At 31.9% G+C, this 26,418-nt stretch carries 26 protein-coding genes; 23 read left to right on the top strand and 3 right to left on the bottom strand.

Features of this window, described 5'->3' with window-relative positions; all coding sequences use genetic code 11:
* Positions 1 to 3 precede the first annotated feature (3 nt).
* The 19 genes from KEC48_RS07305 to KEC48_RS07215 all read left to right on the top strand — a co-directional run bounded on the left by KEC48_RS07305 (position 4) and on the right by KEC48_RS07215 (position 19,957).
* Complete coding sequence (locus KEC48_RS07305) at positions 4 to 1,125, top strand: M20 family metallopeptidase (protein ID WP_211965138.1); 1,122 nt, start codon at positions 4 to 6, stop codon at positions 1,123 to 1,125.
* A 2-nt stretch (positions 1,126 to 1,127) separates the two neighbouring features.
* Positions 1,128 to 2,315: an aspartate aminotransferase family protein gene (locus KEC48_RS07300; protein WP_211965137.1), complete on the top strand. Its 1,188-nt coding sequence runs from the start codon at positions 1,128 to 1,130 to the stop codon at positions 2,313 to 2,315.
* A gap of 53 nt (positions 2,316 to 2,368) precedes the next feature.
* Positions 2,369 to 4,396 (top strand): cysteine peptidase family C39 domain-containing protein, encoded by a 2,028-nt coding sequence (locus KEC48_RS07295; protein ID WP_211965136.1) that lies wholly within the window; start codon positions 2,369 to 2,371, stop codon positions 4,394 to 4,396.
* A gap of 11 nt (positions 4,397 to 4,407) precedes the next feature.
* On the top strand, positions 4,408 to 4,869 hold the full coding sequence (gene ybeY, locus KEC48_RS07290) for an rRNA maturation RNase YbeY (RefSeq protein WP_087358074.1): 462 nt from the start codon (positions 4,408 to 4,410) through the stop codon (positions 4,867 to 4,869).
* Between the two features lie 2 nt (positions 4,870 to 4,871).
* Positions 4,872 to 5,267, top strand: coding sequence for a cytidine deaminase (cdd, locus tag KEC48_RS07285; protein ID WP_087358075.1), 396 nt, complete (start codon positions 4,872 to 4,874; stop codon positions 5,265 to 5,267).
* Positions 5,264 to 6,160: a GTPase Era gene (gene era, locus KEC48_RS07280; protein ID WP_211965135.1), complete on the top strand. Its 897-nt coding sequence runs from the start codon at positions 5,264 to 5,266 to the stop codon at positions 6,158 to 6,160. Before cdd ends, era begins: the two co-directional genes overlap by 4 nt.
* Entirely contained in the window at positions 6,138 to 6,878 is a 741-nt protein-coding gene (gene recO / locus KEC48_RS07275) for a DNA repair protein RecO (protein WP_211965133.1), read from the top strand. Before era ends, recO begins: the two co-directional genes overlap by 23 nt.
* A 71-nt stretch (positions 6,879 to 6,949) precedes the next feature.
* Positions 6,950 to 8,764, top strand: coding sequence for a YgiQ family radical SAM protein (locus KEC48_RS07270; RefSeq protein ID WP_211965131.1), 1,815 nt, complete (start codon positions 6,950 to 6,952; stop codon positions 8,762 to 8,764).
* A gap of 1 nt (position 8,765) precedes the next feature.
* A complete protein-coding gene (locus KEC48_RS07265; RefSeq protein WP_211965129.1) occupies positions 8,766 to 9,680 on the top strand; it encodes an alpha/beta hydrolase in 915 nt (304 codons plus the stop codon).
* Between the two features lie 137 nt (positions 9,681 to 9,817).
* Positions 9,818 to 11,188 (top strand): glycine--tRNA ligase, encoded by a 1,371-nt coding sequence (locus tag KEC48_RS07260; RefSeq protein WP_087358079.1) that lies wholly within the window; start codon positions 9,818 to 9,820, stop codon positions 11,186 to 11,188.
* A gap of 15 nt (positions 11,189 to 11,203) precedes the next feature.
* Positions 11,204 to 12,946 (top strand): DNA primase, encoded by a 1,743-nt coding sequence (gene dnaG, locus KEC48_RS07255; RefSeq protein WP_211965128.1) that lies wholly within the window; start codon positions 11,204 to 11,206, stop codon positions 12,944 to 12,946.
* 257 nt (positions 12,947 to 13,203) lie between these two features.
* Positions 13,204 to 14,235, top strand: coding sequence for an RNA polymerase sigma factor RpoD (gene rpoD / locus KEC48_RS07250; RefSeq protein ID WP_249191431.1), 1,032 nt, complete (start codon positions 13,204 to 13,206; stop codon positions 14,233 to 14,235).
* Position 14,236: 1 nt separating this feature from the next.
* The gene (locus tag KEC48_RS07245) at positions 14,237 to 14,920 is read left to right on the top strand and encodes a class I SAM-dependent methyltransferase (protein ID WP_211965127.1); all 684 of its coding nucleotides are present in this window, start codon (positions 14,237 to 14,239) and stop codon (positions 14,918 to 14,920) included.
* Positions 14,910 to 15,653 carry a Nif3-like dinuclear metal center hexameric protein gene (locus KEC48_RS07240; RefSeq protein ID WP_211965125.1) on the top strand — a complete coding sequence of 248 codons (744 nt, stop codon included), beginning with the start codon at positions 14,910 to 14,912 and terminating at the stop codon, positions 15,651 to 15,653. Before KEC48_RS07245 ends, KEC48_RS07240 begins: the two co-directional genes overlap by 11 nt.
* A complete protein-coding gene (locus tag KEC48_RS07235; protein WP_211965123.1) occupies positions 15,654 to 16,112 on the top strand; it encodes an 8-oxo-dGTP diphosphatase in 459 nt (152 codons plus the stop codon).
* A gap of 9 nt (positions 16,113 to 16,121) precedes the next feature.
* Entirely contained in the window at positions 16,122 to 16,694 is a 573-nt protein-coding gene (locus KEC48_RS07230; RefSeq protein ID WP_211965122.1) for a DUF4375 domain-containing protein, read from the top strand.
* A gap of 115 nt (positions 16,695 to 16,809) precedes the next feature.
* Entirely contained in the window at positions 16,810 to 17,367 is a 558-nt protein-coding gene (locus tag KEC48_RS07225) for a histidine phosphatase family protein (protein ID WP_211965120.1), read from the top strand.
* Between the two features lie 87 nt (positions 17,368 to 17,454).
* Complete coding sequence (locus KEC48_RS07220) at positions 17,455 to 18,552, top strand: hypothetical protein (protein WP_211965118.1); 1,098 nt, start codon at positions 17,455 to 17,457, stop codon at positions 18,550 to 18,552.
* Positions 18,553 to 18,613: 61 nt separating this feature from the next.
* Positions 18,614 to 19,957, top strand: coding sequence for an MATE family efflux transporter (locus KEC48_RS07215; RefSeq protein WP_211965117.1), 1,344 nt, complete (start codon positions 18,614 to 18,616; stop codon positions 19,955 to 19,957).
* A gap of 22 nt (positions 19,958 to 19,979) precedes the next feature.
* Here KEC48_RS07215 and KEC48_RS07210 read toward each other — a convergent pair whose 3' ends face one another.
* The gene (locus tag KEC48_RS07210; protein WP_211965115.1) at positions 19,980 to 20,891 is read right to left on the bottom strand and encodes a 4-hydroxy-3-methylbut-2-enyl diphosphate reductase; all 912 of its coding nucleotides are present in this window, start codon (positions 20,889 to 20,891) and stop codon (positions 19,980 to 19,982) included.
* Between the two features lie 341 nt (positions 20,892 to 21,232).
* Here KEC48_RS07210 and KEC48_RS07205 point away from each other — a divergent pair, with 341 nt between their 5' ends.
* Both KEC48_RS07205 and KEC48_RS07200 read left to right on the top strand, forming a co-directional pair.
* A complete protein-coding gene (locus KEC48_RS07205) occupies positions 21,233 to 21,574 on the top strand; it encodes a hypothetical protein (RefSeq protein WP_249191418.1) in 342 nt (113 codons plus the stop codon).
* Between the two features lie 20 nt (positions 21,575 to 21,594).
* Positions 21,595 to 23,163 (top strand): hypothetical protein, encoded by a 1,569-nt coding sequence (locus KEC48_RS07200; protein WP_205089237.1) that lies wholly within the window; start codon positions 21,595 to 21,597, stop codon positions 23,161 to 23,163.
* Here KEC48_RS07200 and KEC48_RS07195 read toward each other — a convergent pair.
* Positions 23,156 to 23,488 (bottom strand): hypothetical protein, encoded by a 333-nt coding sequence (locus KEC48_RS07195; protein WP_087358093.1) that lies wholly within the window; start codon positions 23,486 to 23,488, stop codon positions 23,156 to 23,158. The genes KEC48_RS07200 and KEC48_RS07195 overlap by 8 nt on opposite strands.
* 359 nt (positions 23,489 to 23,847) lie before the next feature.
* On the opposite strand from KEC48_RS07195, the gene KEC48_RS07190 reads away from it, so the two are divergent.
* Together KEC48_RS07190 and KEC48_RS07185 are read left to right on the top strand one after the other, a co-directional pair.
* Positions 23,848 to 25,218 carry a DEAD/DEAH box helicase gene (locus KEC48_RS07190; RefSeq protein WP_087358094.1) on the top strand — a complete coding sequence of 457 codons (1,371 nt, stop codon included), beginning with the start codon at positions 23,848 to 23,850 and terminating at the stop codon, positions 25,216 to 25,218.
* Complete coding sequence (locus tag KEC48_RS07185; protein WP_349291049.1) at positions 25,218 to 26,081, top strand: deoxyribonuclease IV; 864 nt, start codon at positions 25,218 to 25,220, stop codon at positions 26,079 to 26,081. The genes KEC48_RS07190 and KEC48_RS07185 overlap by 1 nt, the downstream gene beginning before the upstream one ends.
* On the opposite strand, the gene KEC48_RS07180 is transcribed toward KEC48_RS07185, so the two are convergent.
* Complete coding sequence (locus tag KEC48_RS07180) at positions 26,054 to 26,314, bottom strand: hypothetical protein (RefSeq protein WP_205089235.1); 261 nt, start codon at positions 26,312 to 26,314, stop codon at positions 26,054 to 26,056. The two genes, KEC48_RS07185 and KEC48_RS07180, sit on opposite strands and share 28 nt — an antisense overlap.
* Between the last annotated feature and the right edge of the window lie 104 nt (positions 26,315 to 26,418).

Here is a 26,418-nt window from a genome sequence, read left to right as displayed (position 1 = left end):
ATTATGGAAGATGTCAAACGTTGGAGGAGAGAGCTTCATCAGATTCCTGAACTGGGATTAAAAGAATATGAAACAGCAAAGTATTTACGTCATGAATTGGAAAAAATGGGATATCAATGGGAAAGTATTGTAGATACTGGAACGATTGTTTATATTGATAATGGATGTTTATCGACACTTGCTTTTCGCAGTGATATAGATGGTCTACCGATTGAAGAAAAAAATGAAGTCGATTATGTTTCTAAACATTCTGGATGTATGCATGCCTGTGGGCATGATGGACATATGAGTGCATTATTGGGATTTGCAAAACGTTTAAAAATTATAAAAGAACCATTGAATTATAATATTCTTTTGATTTTTCAACCTGCTGAAGAATCACCGGGAGCTGCTCGTTTTGTCGTTGAATCTGGTGTTTTTGAAAAATACAATGTCAAAGCGATTTTTGGTATGCATTTGATGCCATTGATTGAAGAAGGAATGATTGCCTGTAAAAAAGGACCATTGATGGCAATGTGTGGAGAACTGGATGTCACTATTCATGGAAAAGGTGCTCATGCAGGATTACCTCAAGATGGTGTTGATAGTATTATGATAGCCAATCAGGCCTATATGCAATATCAGACAATGGTTTCTCGTCAGATTTCTCCTTTTCAGCCAGTTGTTTTGAATATTGGCCAAATAGAAGGAGGAACAGCCCGTAATAGTGTAGCGACACAAACAGTGATGCATGGAACTTTGCGTTGTTATGATGAATCTCTTTTTCACCAAATGACAAAACATATTCAAGCGATTCATGAAAGCTTAATGCAAAGTTATCAATGTCAAATTGAGTGGAGTTGTCCACCAATGTATCCACCAGTCATTAATTCTTCATCGTTGTATTTACAATGGAAAAAATGTGTTGATTTAGATCGTTATATGGAATTAGATGAACCTTTGATGTTAGCGGAAGATTTTGCTTTTTATCAAAAGTCTGTTCCAGGTATTTTCTTCTTTCTTGGAACAAAGTGTGACCGTTATCAAAGTGGACTGCATACGGAAACATTTAACTTTCATGAAGATGTATTAATCAAGGCGATTGATTTATATGAAAGAATTGCCAAAAATATAAAGGGGGTTTAATGATGGAAGATTGGTATACAAGAGGGGAAGAAGCTTTTTTAAAAGCTTATGGACGTTATGATATTGTTTTAGAAAAAGGTGAAGGTGTTTATCTTTATGATACAAAAGGACGTCGTTATTTAGATTTTTATGCCGGGATTGGTGTCAATTCGTTAGGTTATCGTTATCCAGCCTATGTTGAAGCATTGCAAAAACAAATAGATACTTTAATGCATGTTTCTAATTATTTTTATACACCAGTTGCTGTGGAGGCGGCCGAAGCAGTCAAAAAAGCCACACAGTTAGATGCTGTCTTTTTCTGTAATTCTGGAACTGAAGCCACAGAAGGGGCATTAAAACTGGCAAGAAAGTATTATTATTTAAAACATGGAAAGGCAGATAGTGAAATCATTTCTTTCCATCATTCTTTTCATGGACGTTCTACAGGTTCGGTAAAGTTGACAGGAAATCCTGCCTATCAAAAAGCCTTTGGACCATTAATTGAAGGAGTTCGATATGCCACTTTGAATGATATTGAAAGTGTTAAGAATCTCATCAATGAACGTACTGCTGCTATTATTGTGGAACCTGTTCAAGGTGAAGGTGGCGTTTATCCTTGTGATCAGGTTTTTATGAAAGCTTTAAGAGCACTTTGTGATGAACATGATATTTGTCTGATTTTAGATGAAGTGCAATGTGGTATGGGACGTACTGGAACAATCATGACATATTTTCAATATGATATCATGCCTGATATTGTTTGTCTGGCTAAAGGTATTGGCTGTGGAATTCCAGTAGGTGCTTTTGTCGCTAATCAAAAATGGGCACAGGCTATGCAACCTGGTGATCATGGAAGTACTTATGGAGGAAATCCATTGGCTTGTATGGCTGTAAAAACTGTTTTTGAAATCCTGGAAAAAGAACATCTTTTAGACCATGTTCAGGAAATTTCACAATATCTGATTCAGCGTTTAGATGAAATTGTTGATGAATTTGATTGTGTGGTTGAACGTCGTGGTTTAGGCTTAATGCAGGGACTGGTATTGAATCAAGAAGCCAAACCGGTTGTTCATTCTTTATTGGATGATGGTGTGATTGTTGTGACAGCGGGGACAAATGTGATTCGTATGTTACCACCATTTATTATTCAGCGTGAACATGTTGATGCATTTATTGATATTTTGAAAAAAAATTTAAAAAAATTGTCATAAAAAGAAGAAAAACCTCTTACTTTTTGCGTATATAAAAGTAAGGGGGTTTTTCTATGTACAAATATCCAATAGAATTACAAGATGAAGAAAAAGCATGTGGTGCTTATTGTATTGCGATGATTTTAAAGTATTATCATTTTCATGATGAAATTAAAAACATTAAAAAGAAAGCCAGATTGAATCAAAATGGTATTTCAATCAAAGGAATGATTGAATGTTTAAAAAGCTATCAGATTGAAGCTAAAGCCTATGAAGCACATTTAGATGATGTGGAAAAAGAAGTAAAATGTCCTTGTATTTTATATATGATTGAAGCAGGACTAGGACATTTTGTTGTTTTGTATGAAATCAAAGATGATGAGTTTATCATAGGTGATCCAGCCAGAGGGTTAATCACTTTGTATCGTGAAGATGTAGAAGACATTTTTGGACGTTTTGTGATTGTGATTAAACATGTTGGTCGTGTTCCTGAACTATGTTATAAAAGTTATTTTCAGTTTTTAAAGGAAATGTTTTTGTCTTATCAAAAGTATCTGATATCTTTTTTATGGAAAGGTTTATGGATTGCGTTGATTGGTTATGGCAGCAGTTATTTTTTTCAAATTTTAATTGATTATATTGATTTGAAGACACCATTTTTCTATATGGCTGTGCTTTCTTTAGGTTATTGTTTTTTAGAAATGATGCGTACATATCTTTCTCAATTAAAAATGAAGGAAATGATTTATTTACAAAAAGCAATGGATGAAGATTATGTTTTTCAGTCTTTTATGAATATGTTGAAACAACCAGAAACTTTTTATCGTCAAGATGATGGTGTTATTCAAAGTCAATTATTAAGTTTATTTGAATTAACAGAAATGAGTTTAGAATGTTTTGAAAAGTTTTTTTTAGATGGAATGTTTTTTGTTGTCTTATGGATAGGAATGTGGTTTTTAAATATTTGGATGACATGTATTGTGAGCGTTGTTTTATTGATTATTGTTTTGATGAGTTATCGTCGTTTAAAGGATTTTCAGACTTTGAATAAAAATTATCTGGAAGCCCACTTTCATTTTGGGCATCATGTCTTGGAATTGATTGAAAACCATCGTTTGATTTGTTATTTTGATTTGTTTCAAAGACAAAGAGAAAGAAGTTATCATATTTATTTGGATGAAGCTTTATTAAAAGAAAAACAGGCATTATTCTTAAATCAATTTCATTCTCTTGTCCAATATATGATTGTTTTGTGTTATGGAATGATTTTATGTTTAGGATTTTATTTCTTTTCTCAAAAAACAATGACAATGGGGCAATTGATGATGTTTTATATGCTTGTATCTTATTGTATTCAACCAGTTTTAAATATCGTGACACTAGCAAGTCAGTATAAACAGGTCAGTTTGATTTATGAAAAATATAAGAATTTTGAAATTGATGAACAACCTTCTTTAGAAACCTTGAATCAGTCTATTACATCTATTCGTTATGATGATGTCAGTTATGCCTATGGGTATCAAATGCCAGTTTTAGAACATATTGATTTAGATATTCATCATCATCTTTGGATCAAAGGGGCAACCGGTAGTGGAAAATCTACACTTTTAAAACTGTTGATGGGACAGGATAATACATATCAGGGAGATATTTATATGAATGGACAGGAATTAAGACAGATTGATTTATCATCTTTACATCAGCATATTGGTTATTTAAATGAAACACCAACTTTTTTACATATGACTTTAAAAGATAATTTTTTATGTCCTGATGAAAAGAAAATTCAATTTTATTTAAAAACTTTCAATCAAGAACAGCTTATAGATATGTTTCATATCGTCTTAAATGAAGATGGAAGTCCTTTGTCTTTAGGGCAAAGACAGGTTGTTGCGTTGATTCGTATGTTGTGTCGTGAATGGGATGTTTTGATTATGGATGAAGCTTTTTCGCATTTAGATACCCGTCTGGCTAATAAGATTTTACGATATTTATTGAAAAATGATGAGGGAAAGATTTATATTATAGTGAACCATCAAACAAAGATAGTGAACAAGGATATGGAATGTGTTATAATTGAAAAAGGAAAAATAAAGAAATAAAGGGTGAGAAGATGAATATTGATTTTGTATATGAAGATGAAAAACATTTATGTCAAGAAAGTTATGAAGATGTTTTTAAACAAATTATTGAAACGACTTTAAAAACTTTACAGTTAGATGATGATGTTGAATTATCTTGTGTGATTGTTGATGATGGGCAGATTCATCAAATCAATCGTGATTATCGTCATATTGATCGTGCGACAGATGTGATTAGTTTTGCCTTAGAAGATAATGAACAATATTATGTAGAAGGAATGCCAAGAAGTTTAGGAGATATTTTTATTTCTTATGATCATGCTTGTGCTCAAGCCAAAGATTATGGACATTCTTTAAAGCGTGAAATGTGTTTTTTGATGACGCATGGTCTTTTGCATTTATTAGGATATGATCATATGAATGAAGATGAAGAAAAAGAAATGTTTAGTTTACAAAAAGAAATTTTAAATCAGTTAGGAATAGAAAGAGGTTAAATATGGATTATCAAAAACTTGTAGATGAAGCGTTTGAAGCTTCTAAGAATGCTTATGTTCCTTATTCACATTTTCGTGTGGGAGCGTGTCTGTTGTTAAAAAATGGACAGAGAATATACGGGACAAATATTGAAAATGCAGCTTATGGTTCAACTATGTGTGCAGAGCGTAATGCGATTTTTCAAGCTTATTGTCAAGGATATCGTCAAGATGATATCGAAGCTTTAGCGATTGTGGGAGATTGTACACCTTTAATCTCTCCATGTGGAGCCTGTCGACAGGTACTGGCAGAATTAATGAATCCTCTCACACCTATTATTTTAGGAAACAAAGATTATTATGAAGTGACAAATATGCAGACGTTATTACCACGTGCATTTACAGGAGAAAGTTTATGACATTTAAATCAGGATTTGTAAGTATTGTTGGTCGTCCCAATGTTGGAAAATCGACGTTATTAAATCATATATTAAAAACAAAATTGGCGATTACATCATCAACAGCTCAAACAACACGTAATACCATTCAAGGGATTTATACGGATGATGAGGCACAGATTATTTTTATGGATACACCGGGTATTCATAAACCACAGGATGGTTTAGGTTCATTTATGAATACGAATGCTTTAAATAGTATTTATGGTGTGGATATTGTTTTATTGATTGCGCCAGCTGATGAAAAGATTGGTAAGGGAGATCGTTTTATTGTCAATCGTTTAAAAGAAGCTGATGGACCAGTTTATCTGATTTTAAATAAAATAGATTTATTGTCTAAAGAACAACTGGTCCAAAGATTGGCACAATGGAAAGAAATGTTTGATTTTAAAGAAATCATTCCTATTAGTGCATTAAATGGGGATAATGTAGAACATTTATTAGAAATTATTAAAAGTGATCTTCATGAAGGTGTGATGTATTATCCTAAAGATCATATTACAGATCATCCAGAACGTTTTATTATGGCTGAATTTATTCGTGAAAAGATTCTTTATTTTACGCATGAAGAAGTTCCACATAGTGTTGCGATTGTGATTGAAAGTATGACAGAAGATGAACAGGGAGTGCATGTCATGGCAGCGATTGTCGTGGATCGCCCAAGTCAAAAAGCCATTCTTATTGGAAAACAAGGCAGCATGATAAAAAAAATCAGACAAAATGCTCGTCGTGAAATGAAACGCTTTTTACAGACACCAGTAACACTGGAATTATTTGTGAAAGTGGAAAAGAACTGGCGTAATAAACAAAAGTATTTAAGAGAGTTTGGTTATGATGAAAACGACTATTCATGAGGAAACAGTCGAAGCGATTATTTTAAAGAAAACACCCTATAAAGAAAATGATATGATTTTACATGTTTATACCCGTGAGTATGGAAAAATCAGTGTTCTGGCACGAGGCATTAGAAAGATGACAAGTAAAAATGCAAGAGGATGTCAGGAAATGATGTTAAGTGAGCTGACGATTCATCTTAAAAAGGGAATCAGTACATTGATGAAGGCTTCACCAGTGAATTATTTTCGACATATTGAAGAAAATCTTGAAAGTGAGATTGTTGGACAATATATTTTAGAATATTATTATCGTTATGTAGAAGAAAATCAGCCTTTAGAAAAAGAGTATGAAATCTTATATGAGGCTTTACATGCTTTAGATGTTGGTTATATGCCTTTATTGGTTTATCTTGTTTTTAATGTTTTTATCTTAGAACATAATGGTGTTTCTTTAGATGTTGATGGATGTGTCTTTTGTCGTTCTCCACAGGTGGTCTCTATTTCATTAGAAGATGGAGGATTTGTCTGTCGTGAACATCTGGGTCATCACCCATTATATTCTCATGAAGTTCTTAAGGCTTTTCGTCATATCCATAAAATTCCAATGAAAGCTATTGATCATATTCATGTATCTTCATCTGTTATTTCTGTATTGGTTCCTTTAATGGAAACACTGATAGAGGAATATACGGGAATTCAGTTGAAAACATCACGTTTTATTCATCAAATTGTGTAGAATTTCTACACAATTTTATTTTTCTTCAAAACAAATTGGTGTATAATAGGAACAAGTGAAGGGGAAATGATATGGGACAATTTTTACCAGTGACAAGAGAAGAAATGTTAGAAAGAGGTTGGCAACAGCCTGATTTTGTTTATATTAGTGGTGATGCTTATGTAGATCATCCATCCTTTGGTGCAGCGATTATTACACGAACTTTAGAAAGTCGTGGTTTTAAAGTGTGTATGTTAGCCCAGCCAGACTGGCGTCGTTTAGATGATTTTCAGCGTTTTGGTAAACCACGTCTGGGATTTTTGATTTCCAGTGGGAATATTGATTCTATGGTGAATCATTATAGTGTATCGAAAAAAAGAAGAAAGAAAGATAGTTATTCGAATAATGGTGAAATGGGACATCGTCCAGACCGTGCCGTGATTGTTTACAGCCAAAAAGTACGTCAGGCTTATCCCGATGCGACGATTTTAATTGGTGGAATTGAAGCCAGTTTAAGACGTCTGGCACACTATGATTATTGGGATGATAAAGTCAGAAAGTCTATTCTTGTAGATGCAGGGGCAGATTTATTAATGTATGGTATGGGAGAAAACAGCATTATAGAGATTGCAGAAGCATTGGATTCGGGATTAGAGGCACGTTATTTAACATATTTGGATGGAACGGTTTTTAAAGTGAAGGATTTATCTATGATTTCACAAGACTATGTCATGTTACCTTCTTATCATGATATTACTCATGATAAAAGAGAATATGCGAAATCTTTTGGTATTCAATATCGCCATACTGATCATTACAATGCGAAAACATTGGTAGAACCTTATGAAGGGTTTTACATTGTACAAAACCGTCCGAATCGACCATTAACACAGATGGAAATGGATGATACATATGCTTTGCCTTATCAAAGAACATATCATCCAAGTTATGATTATATACCCGCTATTGAAGAAGTTCGTTTTTCATTAATTAGTAATCGTGGTTGTTTTGGAGCCTGTAATTTTTGTGCATTGAATTTTCATCAGGGACGTATCATTCAGTCACGTTCACATGAATCTTTGATTGAAGAAGCGAAAAAGATGATTCAAGAGCCAGATTTCAAAGGATATATCCATGATGTCGGTGGACCAACAGCTAATTTTAGATTTCCTAGCTGTCAAAAACAAACCAGACATGGAGCTTGTCCAACTAGACAATGTCTATGGCCTCAGCCATGTCGTCAATTAAGAGTGGACCATCAGGATTATTTAAAACTGTTAAGAAAATTAAGAAGCTTAGATGGTGTCAAAAAGGTCTTTATACGTTCGGGAATTCGCTATGATTATCTGATGTATGATCAAGATGACAGCTTTTTTAAGGAACTTGTACAATATCATATCAGTGGACAATTAAAGGTGGCTCCAGAACATATTAGTAATCAAGTGTTAGACAAGATGGGAAAACCTCATCGTGAGTTATATGAAAAATTTGTTCAAAAATATACACAACTCAATAGAGAGATGAATAAGAACCAATATCTTGTACCTTATCTTATGTCTTCACATCCGGGCAGTGATTTAAACAGTGCTATCGAACTGGCAGAGTATTTAAGAGATATTCATCATCAGCCAGAACAGGTTCAAGATTTTTATCCAACTCCTGGTACATTATCAACAGCGATGTATTATACCGAATTAGATCCTCGTGATTTGAGTCCAGTCTATGTTGCGAAAACACCAAAAGAAAAAGCCATGCAAAGAGCTTTGATGCAGTATCGTCGTCCACAAAATTATCATCTTGTTTATGAAGCTTTAGTGTTGGCAAAAAGAACTGATTTAATAGGTTTTCAAAAGAAATGTTTAATTAAGCCTAAAGGACAAAAACGCCCACTTCAAAGGAGGTCATAATATGAAACGTCATGCAGTTTTCACATCATCCATGCATATCAGCATTCATTATTTTATTTATGAACCTCAAGTTGTTTTGCGTGTGAAAGGCATTGTTCAGATTCATCATGGTTTAGGTGAACATGCGGGTCGCTATGAACATTTTGCATCTTTTTTAGCTAGTCATGGCTATGTTGTTGTGGTGAGTGATTTTGCCGGTCATGGACGTTCTTTGATTGATTTTGAACAGGGCTATTTTGGTGAACATGATGGACCTATTCATTTGATTGAAGACATGCATCGTTTACAGATGATTATTAGAGAAAAATATCCAGATTCTCCTTATTTTATGCTAGGAACAGATTTGGGTTCTATTCTCATTCGCCAATATATGAGTGATTTTGGTGATTTTATTGAAGGAGCTTTATTATTAGGAACACTTTCTCATGTGGATTTCTTTTATTTCAAACGCATCTATTTGTGGTTATTAAAGTTTTGGAAAGGACCTGCTTATAAGGCACAGCAATATTCTCGTTATATACGTCATTATTTGAATAAAAGAGTTCATATGACAAATGATATGGATTGGTTAACAAGTGATGAAGATGAAAGAAAGAAGTTTTTAGATGATCCAATGGCTCATTTTGCTTATACTGTTCAGGGTTATCGTGATATGACTGAGATGATTAAAGATGTCAATAGTGATAAATCCATCATGAAGATTCCTGCTTATTTATCTATTTATATTGGTGTAGGTGAAAATGATCCTATGAATGCTCATATTCAAAAATTGATTCAAAAATATAAAAAAATACCAATTGAAGATTTAACTTTCCATATTTTCAAAGGGCAACGTCATGCATTGCTTTTTGAAAAAGAAAAAAAGAAAGTTTATCAAAGTATTTTAGATTGGCTTGACGAGAGAACGTATTTATAGGGTACACTCATCGTTGGTTGACAAATGACTACTATAAGGGTATAAATACGAAGTAAATATAAAAATAAAAAGACTTGGCTATTGCTAGGTCTTTCCTATTTTATATAGGTATAAAATGAGATAAAAGGGGTATAAATATGGCAAATAAAGATATGGATAAATTAATTGCTCATGCGAAAAATTCAGGTTTTGTCTATCAGGGATCAGAGATTTATGATGGACTTGCAAACACTTGGGATTATGGTCCTTTAGGTGTTGAAATGAAAAATAATATCAAAAAATTATGGTGGAAACGTTTTATTCAAGAGTCACCATATAACGTGGGATTGGATTCGGCTATTTTTATGAATCCACGTGTCTGGGAAGCCAGTGGTCATGTGGGTGGATTTAGTGATCCATTGATTGACTGTAAACAATGTAAAACAAGACATCGTGCTGATAAATTAATTGAAGATTATGATCCTGACATTCATAGTGATGGATGGTCACCAGAAAAAATGATGTCATTTATTAGAGAACATCATATTCAATGTCCAGATTGTGGAAGTGAAGATTTTACAGATATTCGTGAGTTTGAATTGATGTTTAAAACATATATGGGTGTTGTCAAGGATGCAAAAAGTGTTGTTTATTTGCGTCCAGAAACAGCTCAGGGAATTTTTGTCAATTTTAAAAATATTCAAAGAACTTCACGTAAAAAAGTGCCTTTTGGAATAGGGCAAATTGGAAAATCTTTTAGAAATGAAATTACACCAGGTAATTTCATCTTTAGAACAAGAGAATTTGAACAGATGGAATTAGAATTCTTTACAAAACCAGATACGGATTTAGAATGGTTTCATTATTGGAAAGAACAATGTATGCAATTTTTGTTGGATTTAGGTTTAAATAAGGATCATTTACGATTTAGAGATCATGAACAGGAAGAATTATCATTCTATTCTAAAGCAACAAGTGATATTGAATATTTATATCCATTTGGATGGGGTGAATTATGGGGAATTGCTGATCGTACAGATTATGATTTAGGAAGACATCAAGAATATTCTAAAAAGAATCTTGAATATTTAGATCCTGAAACGAATCAGAAATACTTACCATATGTTATTGAACCATCAGTAGGAGCAGATCGTTTATTCTTGTCTGTTTTAGCAGATGCCTATGAAGAAGAACAATTAGAAAAAGAAACACGTTTAGTTATGCATTTTCATCCAGCTGTGGCACCTGTGAAAGTGGCTGTTTTACCACTAACAAAAAAACAGAGTGCAAAAGCAACAGAAGTTTATCAGCTTTTAGCTAAAGAATTTAATGTGGAATATGATGTGGCTGGACAAATTGGAAAACGTTATCGTCGTCAAGATGCGATTGGAACACCTTATTGTGTAACTGTTGATTTTGATAGTGAAAATGATCAGTCTGTCACATTAAGAGATCGTGATACAATGGAACAGATTCGTTTACCAATTGATGAATTGGTTGACTATATTGCAAAAAAGATTCGTTTTTAATGAAGGAGGGCATATATGGCACGTCTATCACAAGAGAAAATTAATGAAATTAGACAAAGTGTTGATATTGTTGATGTGATTGGCGAATATCTTTCTTTACAAAAAAAGGGAAGAAACTATGTGGCATTATGCCCTTTTCATGACGATAAAAATCCTTCTATGTCAATTTCACCAGATAAACAGATTTTTATGTGTTTTGTTTGTGGAACAGGAGGTAATGTTTTTACTTTCTTACAGAAATATTTGAAAATATCATACATAGAAGCCGTGAAAAAAGTTGCCGAAATGGGTCATATTGATTTGAGTGATTATCATTTGGATGTCGAAGCAAGACCGATTTCTAAAGAAAATGCCACACTCTATCAAATGCACGAGGAGGCACAGAAAATTTATAGTTATTATTTGAATACAAAACTTGGGCTTGAAGCCAAAACATATTTAATGAAACGTCATTTCTCTGATGAATTAATAAAGGAGTTTCAAATTGGTTATGCTCCTTTACAGTCAACATTATATCAGGCTTTTGAAAAACTAGGTTTTCAAGAAATAGATATGGTTAAATCTGGTTTGATTGTAGAATCCTATCAGCATTTTGATCGTTTTCAAGATCGTATTATGTTTCCCCTCTATAATCAGCAAGGACAGGTGGTTGGCTTTAGTGGTCGTATTTATAAACCAACACAGACTGAAAGCAAATATATGAATTCGCCCGAATCAGATATCTTTATCAAAGGGCAGGTTTTATATCATTATCACCAATGTAAAGAAGCTGTTAAAGAAGCAGGGTTTATTTATTTGCTGGAAGGATTTATGGATGTTATTGCGATGTATAAAGCAGGTATTGAAAATACGGTGGCGATTATGGGAACGGCTCTTACCAAAGGGCATATTCAAGCTTTACGTCGTTTAACGCATCATGTTCGTCTTTGTCTGGATGGAGATCAGGCAGGACAGGCAGCAATGGGTAAAGCAGCCAGAGAACTGGAAGAAGCTGGATTTCAAGTTTCCATTGTTGTTTTACCAGATTCACATGATCCCGATGAAATTTATGAAGAACATGGCCAAGAGGGATTACATGAAGCACTTAAAAAGATTTTAAAACCAATAGAGTTTTTAATGGATTTTGAATATCAGAAAATTGATTCACAGAACTATGATGATCGTAAAAATTATTTAGAAAAAATGTGTTATGAAATTGCGAAAATTCATGATCCTATAGATCAAGATTATTATATTCATGTTTTATCGAAACAATCAGGTTTTTCTGTTGATTTGATTCATCAACAAATCAATGGTCTACAACCTCAATTTCATCATGAAGTCAATGTTCCTAAAAAAAAGGTAGTTCATTTAAAAGATAAATATCAACAAGCTGAACATGATTTGTTGTTTTATATGTTAAATCATAAAAGCGTAGCTTTAAAATATGAAGCAAAAGCTGGATTTATGTACAATGATCGATATCGTATCATTGCTTCTTATATTATTGACTATTATCGTCATCATAATCAATTAGAGATTGCTGATTTTATTAATAGTATACAAAAAGAAGAATTGATACAAACTGTGATAGAGATTTCTCAATCACCGTTACCTGCAAAATATGAGGAACAAGCTATAGATGACTATATTCAAATGATAGAACAGAATGCAAAAAGAATGAAAAAAGAACAGTTATTAGAACAATTTCGTTATATTTTGGATCCTCAACAAAAGGCTCAAATATTAAATGAAATTGTAAAATTAGGAGGTCACTAAAAAGGAATATGAAAAAAGATATGAAGAAGAAAGCAACACCTGTTACATTGGATGATTTAAAAAATTTAATCAAAGAAACAGCTGAAGCAATGGGTGGAAAGTTATCACAGGATGATTTGGATGCCTTTTTAACAAAATATGATTTAGATGATGAATCAGCAGAAGATTTACTTGCTTTCATTACAGATAATGATATTTTAATTGAAGATGGTTTTGATGCTTTAGATGATCTTGATGATGAACAGCTTATGAGTGGTATGACAAGTGATTTGGATGATCTGGAAGCTTTAGAAGGTTTAGATGATTTGGATAATTTAGATGATTTGGATTCTGATATTGATAATGATGTCAATGATTTAGATTTTGGTGGAGATTTTGATATGTTAACAGGGGATACTGTTAATATGTATAATAATGAGGAAGAAGATGACTCTAATCAATTAGGAAGCAATGTGAAAATTAATGATCCAGTCAAAATGTATTTAAAAGAAATTGGACGTGTGGAATTATTGAGTCATGATGAAGAAATTTCATTAGCAAAACGTATTTTAGATGGTGATGAAGATGCGAAAAAGAAATTGGCAGCAGCCAATTTACGTCTGGTTGTTTCTATTGCGAAAAGATATGTGGGTAGAGGAATGTTGTTCCTTGATTTGATTCAAGAAGGAAATATGGGGCTTATTAAAGCTGTTGAAAAATTTGATTATACGAAAGGATTTAAATTCTCTACTTATGCAACTTGGTGGATTCGTCAGGCTATTACACGTGCAATTGCTGATCAAGCCAGAACAATTCGTATTCCCGTACATATGGTAGAAACGATTAATAAACTGACAAGAGTTCAAAGACAGTTGATTCAAGAACTTGGTCGTGAACCTTCAGCTGAAGAAATTTCAGAAAAAATGGATGGCATGACACCTGAGAAAGTACGTGAAATTCAAAAGATATCATTAGAACCTGTATCTTTAGAAACACCTATTGGTGAAGAAGATGACTCTCATTTAGGTGATTTTATTGAAGATGAAGGGGCTATGTCACCAGATGATTATGCAGCCAATGAATTATTAAAAGATGAATTAAATGAAGTCTTATTAGAATTAACAGATCGTGAAGAAAAAGTATTACGTTTACGTTTTGGTCTTGATGATGGACGTACCAGAACATTAGAGGAAGTTGGAAAAGAATTTAATGTCACACGTGAACGTATTCGTCAGATTGAAGCGAAAGCTTTAAGAAAGTTAAAACATCCATCACGTTCAAAACGTTTAAAGGATTTCTTAGATCGTTAATATGAAACTATCAAAAAGATTACAAGCCATTGCGGACTTGATTATCAAATATAAACATGGACATATTTTAGGAGATATTGGAACAGATCATGCTTATTTACCTTGTTATTTGGTAAGTCAGCATGACTTTTCAAAGGCTTATGCCTGTGATATTGCAAAAGGACCGATACAGGCATCTATAGAAACGATTCAAAGTTATCATCTAGAAAATAAGGTTATTCCATTATTAGGAAGTGGAATACAGCCACTTCTTGATAAAAAAGTAGATATGATCAGTTTATGTGGTATGGGAGGTAAACTGATTGTTGATATTCTCAATGAATATCCTGATTATATAAAAGATCAGCGATTATTCATACAAGCAAATGTTGGCTTGGAAGTTTTACGTGAATATCTGTCTTTACATCATTTTGAAATTCTTGATGAAGATATTGTAAAAGATGCCCATCATATCTATGAAATTATTGTGTGTCAAAAGACAACAAAAACATTATCTTATAATGAAAATGATTTCTATTTTGGACCATGTTTAAGACAAAATAAAAATGCTTTATTTTATCAAAAATGGCAAAGACAATTAGAAATTCATCAAAATATATTGACTTCTTTGGAAGCAACACATCCTCGTTTTCAGGAAGTAACACATATGATTGAAATGATAGAAGGTGAAATCAATGAAAGCTAAACAGATTATAGAAATCATGGAAAAGCATTATCCTTTAGAATTACAGGAAGAATGGGATAAATGTGGATTGCAGATTGGTGATCAAGACACAGAAGTTTCAAAGTTAATGATTGCTTTAAATGCCGATTTACAGACAATCAATGAAGCCATTGAAAAAGGGTGTCAAATGTTAATCACACATCATCCATTTTTATTAGATCCTATTGTGAATATTGATCAGGATAATTTTATGGGTGCATTTATTTTTAAAGCGATTGAACATCATATTGTTGTGTATAGTTCACATACAGCTTTAGATAATGTATCTATGAATCAGTGGTTGATTGAAGCATTAGGGGTTCATGATATCCAACGTGGTGAAGATCAGATTACACGTATGGCCACATTGAATCAACCAATGACTATGGATGAATTCCTTGATCATGTCCAAGATACATATCATTTAGAGCATTTTCAATATGCTGGGCAGGTAGATCAAGTATCGCGCATAGCCATATGTGGTGGCAGTGGAGCTGATTTTATGCATCAGTTCTATGGAAATGTGGATGCTTATTTAACCGGAGATACAAAATATCGCCATGCGAAAAATGCGATAGATCATCATCTTTTACTCGTTGATATTCATCATCATGCTGAAAAAATAATGGTTAAAAAATTAAAAGAAGTTTTAGAAAAGGAAGTGAATGTAGAGATAATAGAGGGAAGTTCTCCTGATTATTATCACTACCGTTAAATGATTTTAACTACAATGTGCTATATCCAAAAAGGAAATCAGACATTAATGCTTCATCGCAATAAAAAAGAAAATGATATTAATGGTGGAAAATGGATAGGTGTTGGTGGTAAATTTGATGCTGGTGAAAGCGTGGAAGAATGTATGAAAAGAGAAATTTATGAAGAAACGGGTTTAACTGCGCTAAAGCTTCAGCTTCATGGCTTTGTTGTGTTTCCACAATTGTATCATGGACAAGATGAGGGCATGTTTGTTTATACATGTTCTGAATTTAGTGGCGAACTTCATGAGTGTGATGAAGGTGATCTTCAATGGGTTGATAATGAGAAAATTCCTCATTTACCAATGTGGGAAGGAGATTATCATTTCTTTGAGTGGATTCAAGATGGTCGTTTTCATAGTGCTAAAATTTATTATCAAAATGATCATGTTATAGAATATCAGGAAAGCTGTTATTAAGGTTTAAAGATGAAGAAAATAATGATTGGTTTGATTGCTGCTTTCTTTTTTATCATTGCTTATTTTTATTTGTCAAGTCAAAAAATTTTACCATTAGAAAAAGAAATAGCCACAGATATTTTTCGTGGAATTCAAGAATCAAAAGAACCATTAGAAGATATTTTCAATCAGAATATGACCGAAGAATCAGTGGATCAGGTTTGGTTAAGGATATCTGAGCTCTGTGATTATGGTTATGATTTAGACCAGTTAAATGGATATCAAAGGAATTTTTGGCTGGTGTTTCATTTTCTTGGAGAAACAGGGAATGGTGGTATTGAACAATTTTTTTATAATGGTTATGAATTTGTTGAATCTACACTTCATACTTTACAAACTTTAAAGTTGAATGATAGCTATCAATACTTAAAGAACGCACAGGAGATTTATCCTCATGAGATTGTAGAAATGTATAGTGACTCGAAAATGTCTGAGCAGTTAAATAAAATAGATGAGCATTACTATAATGATGTAGAAGAAGAATGTTATCATTTTCTTATTCAATATCTTCAAGAATATAAAGATGAATTTATCGAGAAATGAATTGATGAAATAACAATTTGAATTTTAACACTCTTAGGAGTGTTTTTTCTTTATAGTGTCGTTTGTCTTGAGTGTGGTCAAGGTTTCATCTATAATATTTATGGAGGTATGGAATATGAAAGATTTATATTTAATGAGGCATGGTGAAACATTATTTAATCAAAGAAGAAAGATACAGGGATGGTGTGATTCTCCATTAACTAAAAAGGGTATAGAACAAGCTAAAAAAGCAAGAGAATTATTAAAAGATATTCATTTTGATCATTGTTATAGCTCTACGGCTGAAAGATGTTGTGATACACTTGAACTTGTGACTCATCAACCTTATCAAAGATTGAAGGGAATTAAAGAAAGATATTTTGGTGTGTTTGAAGGTGAAAGTGAAGATTTAAATCCTCCTGTTGATAAATATGATGATTTCTTTCCTATTTATGGAGGAGAAACAAGATTACAGGTTATGGAAAGAATGCTGGAAACACTGCAAAATATTATGGAACAGGATGCATGTCAGACTGTTTTGGCTGTATCACATGCTGGAGCTTGTCGCTGTTTTTTATCACATTTAGGGCAACCTGAACAATTATTGAATGGTCAAAAATTAGGGAATTGTAGTATTTTACATTTTCATTATGATCAAGGTCAATTTACATTTGTTGAAATGCTGAATATTTAAGAAATGAAGCACTCTTAGAAGTGCTTTTTATAATGTCGAGATTTGTGTTGGTATTAAAATCATTATATAATGAAAATGGTGAGAGAAATGAAAAAAATATTTTATTTCATATTAACTTTAATAGGGTTGTCTTTGGTTGTAAAAGTTATTCAATATATTATGGTTTTGCCATATTCATTGTTAGAATTAACAGGATTAATAATCTTGTTGACTTTTTATTTATATGTGACTCAATTCATGCATGTCATTATTCATGAAACAGGACATTTTCTGTTTGGAAGATTAAGTGGTTATCAATTGATTTCTTTTCGTGTTTTTAGTTTGATGTGGTTAAAGAAAGATCATCATATTTCTTTAAAGAGATATCGTTTAAAGGGAACAGCAGGGCAATGTCTAATGGCTCCACCAGATATCCAAGATGATTCATTTCCTTTTGTTTTATATCATTTAGGTGGATGTTTGATGAATCTGATAATATCATTTCTTTTGGTCTTAATTATTGTTATATTTTCTATATCAAACTTATTTTTCATTGTATTTATTATTGTAGGACTATGGATGTCTTTTATCAATGCTATACCTATTTCTATGGATGGTTTTATTAATGATGGATATTATGTTGCTATATTAAAAAAATATCCTGAAACTTTAAAAGCTTTCTGGTTACCATTAAAAGTTTATGAAATGTATGGGTACAATAGACGATTAAAAGATATGCCTGAAGAATGGTTTTGTTATTCTTTTGATCAACATCTTGAAATATGTTTTGTTGTGGAAGCCATGATGTTATGTTATCAAAGGTTAATGGATCAACATCAGTTTAAACAAGCATATGCAATGATTAAATATTTAAATGAACAAAAATTAACACAACTACAGAAAAATATTTTATTATGTGATGCTTTTTATTGTGAAATGATTTTTGGTAATGATTCAAAAGCGATTCCATTATATCAATCATTAAGTATTGATTTTCAAAAAAATATACAGTCTTATTTAGTGGGATTACGCACTTTATCTATTTATGAAAGATGGATTGAACATCATGAAAAAGAAGCTTTAATGATTGATCAAAAATTAGAAGCACATCAATCATCTTATCCATATAGTGTTGAAATAGAAATGCAACAAGCTCTTATCCAAAATATAAATTCTTTAAGAACCATAGATTTTGTAGATTTATAGTATTGTAAAAATAAAAAACAGGAGTACAATAATTGATTGTATAGGGAAAGGGGAGAAAAGGATGGATCAGAGTCGAAAATCTACAGATTTAATTTATGGGAGTATAGCAAAATCTATATTCTGGTTTTCTATACCTTTGTTGATAGGAAATTTATTTCAACAATTATACAATACCGTTGATGCATATGTTGTAGGAAATTATGTTTCTAAACAGGCATTAGCTGCTGTGGGGGCATCTTCACCCATTACCAATATGTTAATTGGTTTCTTTATGGGTCTAGCAACAGGAGCAGGTGTTGTTATTGCACAATATTATGGTGCTAACGATAGAAAAAGATTAAAGCAGTCAATTCACAGTTCAGCAGCTTTAACCCTCGTGATGGCTATATTTTTAACGATATTAGGTGTACTTTTGACAAATCCACTTTTACATCTCATTGGTATACCTGCTGATGTTTTTCCAGAATCATCCACATATTTAACGATTTATTTTGGAGGTATAACTTTTGCATTGATTTATAATATGGGAGCTGGAGTCTTACGTGCAATCGGTGATTCCAAAAGACCACTTTATTTTTTAGTTGTTGCCTGTTTAACAAATATTGTTTTAGATTTATTATTTGTAAGAGTCTTTCATATGGGTGTTGCCGGAGCAGCCATTGCGACAGATATTTCTCAAGCATTAAGTGCATTGCTTGTTTGTATTGTTTTGATGAAAAGTGATGAAGTTTATGCTTTAAAAGTCAAAGATATACGTTTTCACTTACCTATTTTAAAACGTATTATCACTATTGGTTTACCAACCGCATTACAACAAAGTATTGTGTCTTTATCCAATGTTGTGGTTCAATCCTATGTCAATGCCTTTGGTTCAGATGTTGTCGCAGGATATTCAGCAACTATTCGTATTGATGGTTTTGTGAATTTACCTTTACAAAGTTTCAATATGGCGATTACAACATTTGTTGGACAAAATATTGGTGCTAAACGTTTTGATCGTGTCAAACGTGGTTCAAATATTGCATTGTGGATGACATTTGCAGTGGTTGGAGCGATGGCTATTTTCTTATTCTTCTTTGGTAAAAACGTTATTAGTATTTTTAATAGTGACCCAGCTGTTGTTGAGGCAGGATGGAAGATGTTATTTGCCTTTATCACTTGTTATATTGTTTTACCAATCGTTCAAATTTATAATGGTGTTTTAAGAGGAGCAGGAAAATCATCAATTCCAATGTATATTATGGTTTTTAACTTTGTGATATTACGTCAAATTTATTTAGCCATTATCACCTCTATAACAAATGATGTGTTTTTTGTTTTCTTCGGATGGCCAGTCACATGGATCAGTGCAGCTATCATGTTTATTATTTATTATCATAAAGTCAAATGGTTACCTGAACAATAAAAAAATGCATGTTTCCATGCATTTAATCAAGAATTTTTGTAAAATCAATAGGTTGCTTATAAAAGGTCTGAGAGTTCGATTCATCAAACTGTTTTAAAAAATCAATGACCTGATTAGTAAGATAGGTTGGTGTTGATGCTCCTGATGATACAGCAGCCTTTTTTTTGCCTTTTAACCATTCAATATTCAAATCATCCAGACATTCAATCATATGAACTTCTTTATTTTGACTGGCAATACTTGCCAGTTTTTGTGTGTTGTTAGAATGAGGATCACCAACAATAAAAACAATATCAATATCCTCATCCATATTCTTAATCGCTTCCTGTCTGATTTGTGTTGCTTTACAAGTTTCTTTTTCAATTTGGACATGAGGAAGAATGGTTTTGGCATATTCACATAAATCATAGACATCATATAATGACATTGTTGTCTGATTGGTTATGACATAGGAATGATTGGCAGGTATCTTCTGTAAATCTTCTTTCTTTGTGATAAGATGCACTTTTTTCTCATTAATAGAAATAGCTCCTTCGGCTTCAGGATGCCCTTTTTTTCCAATATATAAGATTTCATATCCTTCATCAAGTCTTGCTTTTATCAAATCATGCGTTTTAATGACATCTAAACATGATGCATCAATAATATTTAACCCTTTTTCTTTGGCTTTTTGAAAAACCTTTTCACTTGCTCCATGAGCGGTAATAATAACAGTACCTTCATGGACATGATCTAAAAGTTCTAGACGTGTCAAGTGAGGGATATCAATTGTTTGAATACCTCTTTTCTTTAGTGCATCAACAATATATTGGTTATGAACAATCATACCTAAAATATAGATAGGTTGTTTTTCATTTTGAGCATTTTTAGCCATTTGTATGGCACGAACAACGCCTTTGCAGTAACCTCTAGGCGTAATTGCTTTCACTTGCATGTTTTTCACCTCATCAACATTGTAACATAATTTCTTGTGATGATGAAGAAATCTTTATATAATGGAATGAGGTGATAAAAATGCATATACAACAAGTTTCTCAACAACTCAATTTATCTAAAAAAGCAATAATGCTTTATGAACAAAAAGGATTAATTCAGCCTTAAAAAGATCAATATGGTTATCGTGTTTATCAAGACAAAGATATTGAAAGATTAATACAGATTAAATGTTTAAGACAACTTGATTTTTCTATTTCTCAAATCAAAGATATCCTTTTTCATCATCAATATGATATCTTTGATTTGAAAAAAGAAGAATATGAAAAAAAGTTTTTTGAGATGGAAACATCTTTACAATATATTGATGAGGTCAAAGAGAATTTCATGCAAAAACAGTCATTAGAATATTTAAGTCATCACTTAGAACAAGTTAAGCAATTGAAAGAAATCAATTCTTCTACCCAAACAATTCTCCCCTTTGAAAAAATAGTGGTTGGGTTATCACTTTTGATTTATGCTTTATTTTTATTTGTTGATGATTCTTTTTTATCTCTTTTTGTTTCTTTCGCTATGCTTTTGATTTTAGCAATCCACTTTTCTTCTAGATTGAGATTGCTTTTATATGAAATCTATCAAAAGTATAAAAAGGAGTTGCTTTACCCTAAGGGCAGGGATATATAATTAAGATGAGGTGAAATGATATGTGGATTTTTTGGACAGTTGTTATTTTGATGATTTTAAGTGTTATGATTTTAAAAGGGTTATGGAATCTTTGGATGCATCAAAGATTATTGCATCTTTTCCGTTATCAGATGGCAAAAAATGATGTAGAGTGGAATCAAGAATATGCGAAAAAACTGAATCAATATGCTTTGACACAACAGGAAATTGATGATTTTCAGTTGTGCCAAGTTTTACAAAAATGTGATTATACTTATACGAATATTGGTAGAGAATATATGTATGGGCGTATGGTTTCAGGAAAATATGAATATCAACTTTTAGAAACTATGATTGAACGTTATAAAGATCAAAAAATTTTATCACATACTTTATATGAATTATATCAGTTAAGCAAAGAATATGATCGTTGTTTAGGATTGTTTGATCATCATGATGTTTTTACATTATGGGAAAAAAGATTGATTCAAGTTTTAAGTTTTGGTCCACTTTTATTTCTTTTAGCATTTTTTGTGTTTGGTCACAATATTTGGCTCCCTTTTTCTTTATATCTTGGGATAATGGTTGCTTTACATACTTATTTTAGTCAGCGTATACAAACAATAATGAGTGAAACCATGAGTTATTGTTGTATGGTTGAAACATTTTCACGTCTTATCAATCATCATGTTTTTCCAGAGTCTATCATTCAAGATGCCCTTTGTTTTATAAAAAAAGAAAAAAGATATACTTTTTTGACACGCATGATTTCTAAAGTTTCAAAAATTGATGTCTTTTATTTCACCCAAACTATCCAAAGTTTTCTTTTTATATCTTTACACCAGTACTTTACGCTTTTAAAACATCGCCAAGATATAGAAAAACATATGATGTTGATTTATGAGTATATTGGTATCGCTGATTTAGCTTTAAGTGTCTTGTTGTTACGTGAACATGAACAGACATGTTTACCAGTATTTGTTGATGAGAAAAAAATATCGTTTGTCGAAGCATATCATCCATTGATTAAAAATCCTGTGAAAAATAGTTTTACAACATCTCATTCATGCATGATTACAGGCTCAAATGCTTCGGGGAAATCAACGTTTTTAAAAGTGATAGGTGTCAACATGGTTATGGCAAAAACTTTACATACTTGTTTTGCTGATGAATGGATATGTTATGATTTTACGATTCATAGTGCTATCCATATGAAGGATGATTTAACATCAGGTGATAGTTATTATGTCAAAGAAATTAAAACATTAAAAACGATGATTGATGATGTGAAAGTGAAAGATTGTCTTATTTTTATTGATGAAATACTAAGGGGAACAAATGAAACAGAACGTGTCATGATTTCACAGGCTATTTTAAATTATTTATTTCAATCAACATCCATTGTTTTGGTAACAACCCATGATTTATCATTAGTTGAAAAATTTCAAGATATTGATCAATACTGTTTCCGTGATGCAATTATCAATCAACAGCTGTCTTGTGACTATAAAATTCATAAAGGACGTTGTACAGTAGGGAACGCTATCGCATTATTGGAAATTTATGGTTATCATCAAGATATATTGTGTCAATTAAAAAAGCCTAACTAGGCTTTTTTGTTGGATACATATTTTCAAATGGCTGTGTTTCCACATGTACATTTTTATCAATATCTTCATCTATATCATCAAATTGCATACTTTTCACAGCTTTGACAACACGAAAAGCTGTTTTGGCATTGTGTAAAACAGGCTGCAACTGATGAATGATTGGAATGAGTTGATTAGCTGTATATAATGTTTTTTGAGCAGTTTGAATTGTTGAAGCTAAATTCATTTGATGAAGTGAATATCGCATAGATTGTAAAAGAGATGGTTTTTGATACATCATAGGATAATATGGATAAAAATCATAGGGTGGATATTGTGGATACATAGTGAACACCTCCTATGTTAAGATATGCCAAAAGAAAAAAGATGATACTTGTGTCTTCATAAAGAAAATTATGATTTTTTATACCTTTAGTTTGTCAATTAAAAGATTGATACTACTGCCTAACATGATATAAATAATTCAATATACAAGACAAAAAAATGTTACAGAAATAATATTATCATTTTTACATGTTGATATCATTTGAAAAGAAAGCAGAAATATTGTATATAATCGAGTTGTCATGATTGATATCTTTTCTTTGATAGATTCGTTAAAGAAAAGATAAGATTGTATCAAAGTTTTTTGCATTTTTATTTATTTTAGTGTATAATCATATGGCTTAAAGGAGGCGATATTATATGAAATTATTTGAACAGTATCAATTTCAACCTTTTATCAAGGAAACATTACAAAAACTACAGTTTCAAGAACCAACAAAAATTCAAAAAGCTGTTATTCCTCTTGTGTATAAACATCGTGATGTCATTGGTATTTCGCAGACAGGAACAGGAAAAACACATGCTTTTTTAATACCTATCATGGATATGATTGAAACATCAATGGATTGTGTTCAAGCAGTTATTACTGCACCAACAAGAGAACTGGCACAACAAATCTATGAACAAGCCAAAATATTTATTGAGTTTAATAAAGATTTACGAGTTTCTTTAATTATTGGTGGGAAAGATAAACAAAAAACCATTTCAAAGTTAAATGTTCAACCTCATTTAGTTATTGGAACACCGGGTAGAATTAAAGACTTATCTTTAGATGAACAGGCTTTAAAGATTACAACAGCAGATATATTCGTTGTTGATGAAGCAGATATGACTTTAGAATATGGTTATTTAGAAGATATTGATGCAGTACTGGGAAAGATGAAAGACAATTTGCAGATGCTTGTCTTTTCAGCAACCATTCCTCAAATGTTAAGACCTTTCCTTAAAAAATATATGGATGCACCAAAAATCATTGAAATAGATGAACATCTTTCTACATCACGAAATATTTCCCACTATTTATTACCAACAAAACATCGTGATCGTTATGATGTGTTAAAGCGTCTTATTGATGTGATTGATCCTTATATTTGTATTATTTTCTGCAATAAACGTGAAGAAGTTGAGAAACTTAGTCATCAGTTACGTGAAGATGGTTATAAAGTTGGAGAAATTCATGGAAATCTGGAACCAAGAGAAAGACGTCAAATGATGCGACGTATTCAAAACATGGAATATCAATATATCGTGGCGACAGATATTGCCGCAAGAGGTATTGATATTGATGGAGTCAGTCATATTATCAATATGGAATTTCCAACTGAACTTGATTTTTATATTCATCGTAGTGGTCGTTGTGGTCGAGGAAAATATACAGGTGAATGTTATAATATGTATGATACATCTAATCAATCTATTGTTGAAGAATTGGAAAAGAAAGGGATTCATTTTGAAGTTAAGGAATTAAAGGGACAACAATTTGTTCAAACAAAAGAACGTCAAAAACGTAAAAATCGTGTGAAACATCAAACGGAACTGGAAAAGAAGATTTCAGCTATTGTAAGAAAGCCAGTGAAAGTCAAACCGGGATATAAGAAGAAACGTAAAAGACAAATTGAAGAAATGGTTCATAAAGAAAAAAGAGCTATTATTAAACAGGATATCAGAAGACAGAAAAAAGAACGTGCAAAACAGGCACAAAGAGAAAAAAGAGAAAGAGAGGCACAATAATGTTGAAAATTGGAAGTCATGTTTCCATGAGTGGAAAAGAGATGTTATTGGGCTCTGTTAAAGAAGCTGTATCTTATGGTGCAAATACTTTTATGTTTTATACTGGAGCACCACAAAATACTGCTCGTAAGCCTGTTAGTCAATTGCGTGTTGAAGAAGCAAAAGAATATATGAAAGAACATCATATATCAATTGATGATGTGGTTGTTCATGCACCTTATATTATTAATCTAGCTAATACTGTTAAACCTGAAACATATGAACTTGCCGTGCGCTTTTTAAAAGAAGAAATTGCCCGATGTGAAGAAATCGGTGTCAGTCGTCTTGTTTTGCATCCGGGTTCTCATGTCAAAGCTGGAGATGAAGCAGGATTAAAGCAGATTATTAAGGGATTAAATGAGGTTTTACGTGAAGATCAAAAAGTTCATATTGCTTTAGAAACAATGGCTGGTAAAGGCAGTGAAATGGGAAGAACGTTTGATCAGATTCAATATATGATTGAAAATACAAAGCATAGTTCATTATTAGGTGTTTGTCTGGATACATGTCATATTCATGATGCGGGTTATGATTTGACACATTTTGATGATATTTTAGAGGAATTTGATCAGAAGATAGGATTGGATCGTTTACTTGTTGTTCATGTGAATGATTCTAAAAATGAGCGTGGTGCTCATAAAGATCGTCATGAGAATATTGGTTATGGTTATATCGGATTTGAAACATTGAATCAAATTGTCCATCATCCTAAATTAAAAGATGTTCCAAAGATTCTTGAAACACCTTATATTGATGGAAAAGCACCTTATCGTGAAGAAATAGAGATGTTTATGCATCAGACATTTAATAGTGGTTTAAAATAACTATTGAGTAATACAAATATTTTTTGACAAGTGAATTCACTTGTCAATTTTTTTATATAGTTTTCTAGAATAAAATGATATTGTTCATGTGCTAAAGCATATTGATTGTTTTTAATCATATTGAGAATGCTTTGTTGTGTAGATTGGTCTAGTTCAATATCAAATTCTTTTAAAAGAACTTGAAAATCATTTAATTGTAGTCTTGATATATACTCATTATTTTGATTTCTCATGTTTGCCTCCTTAAATATATCCTATGTTGACTCAAGAAAAAAAGAACACTTTTTTGAAATAAGCTTGAAGTGATGATAAAAAATATGATAGAATATGGACGTTT

The sequence above is a fragment of the Clostridium sp. C1 genome, assembly GCF_018223625.1.
In the GTDB taxonomy this organism is placed as follows: Bacteria; Bacillota_I; Bacilli_A; order Erysipelotrichales; family Coprobacillaceae; genus Allocoprobacillus.
This window is presented reverse-complemented; position numbering and strand designations above follow the sequence as displayed.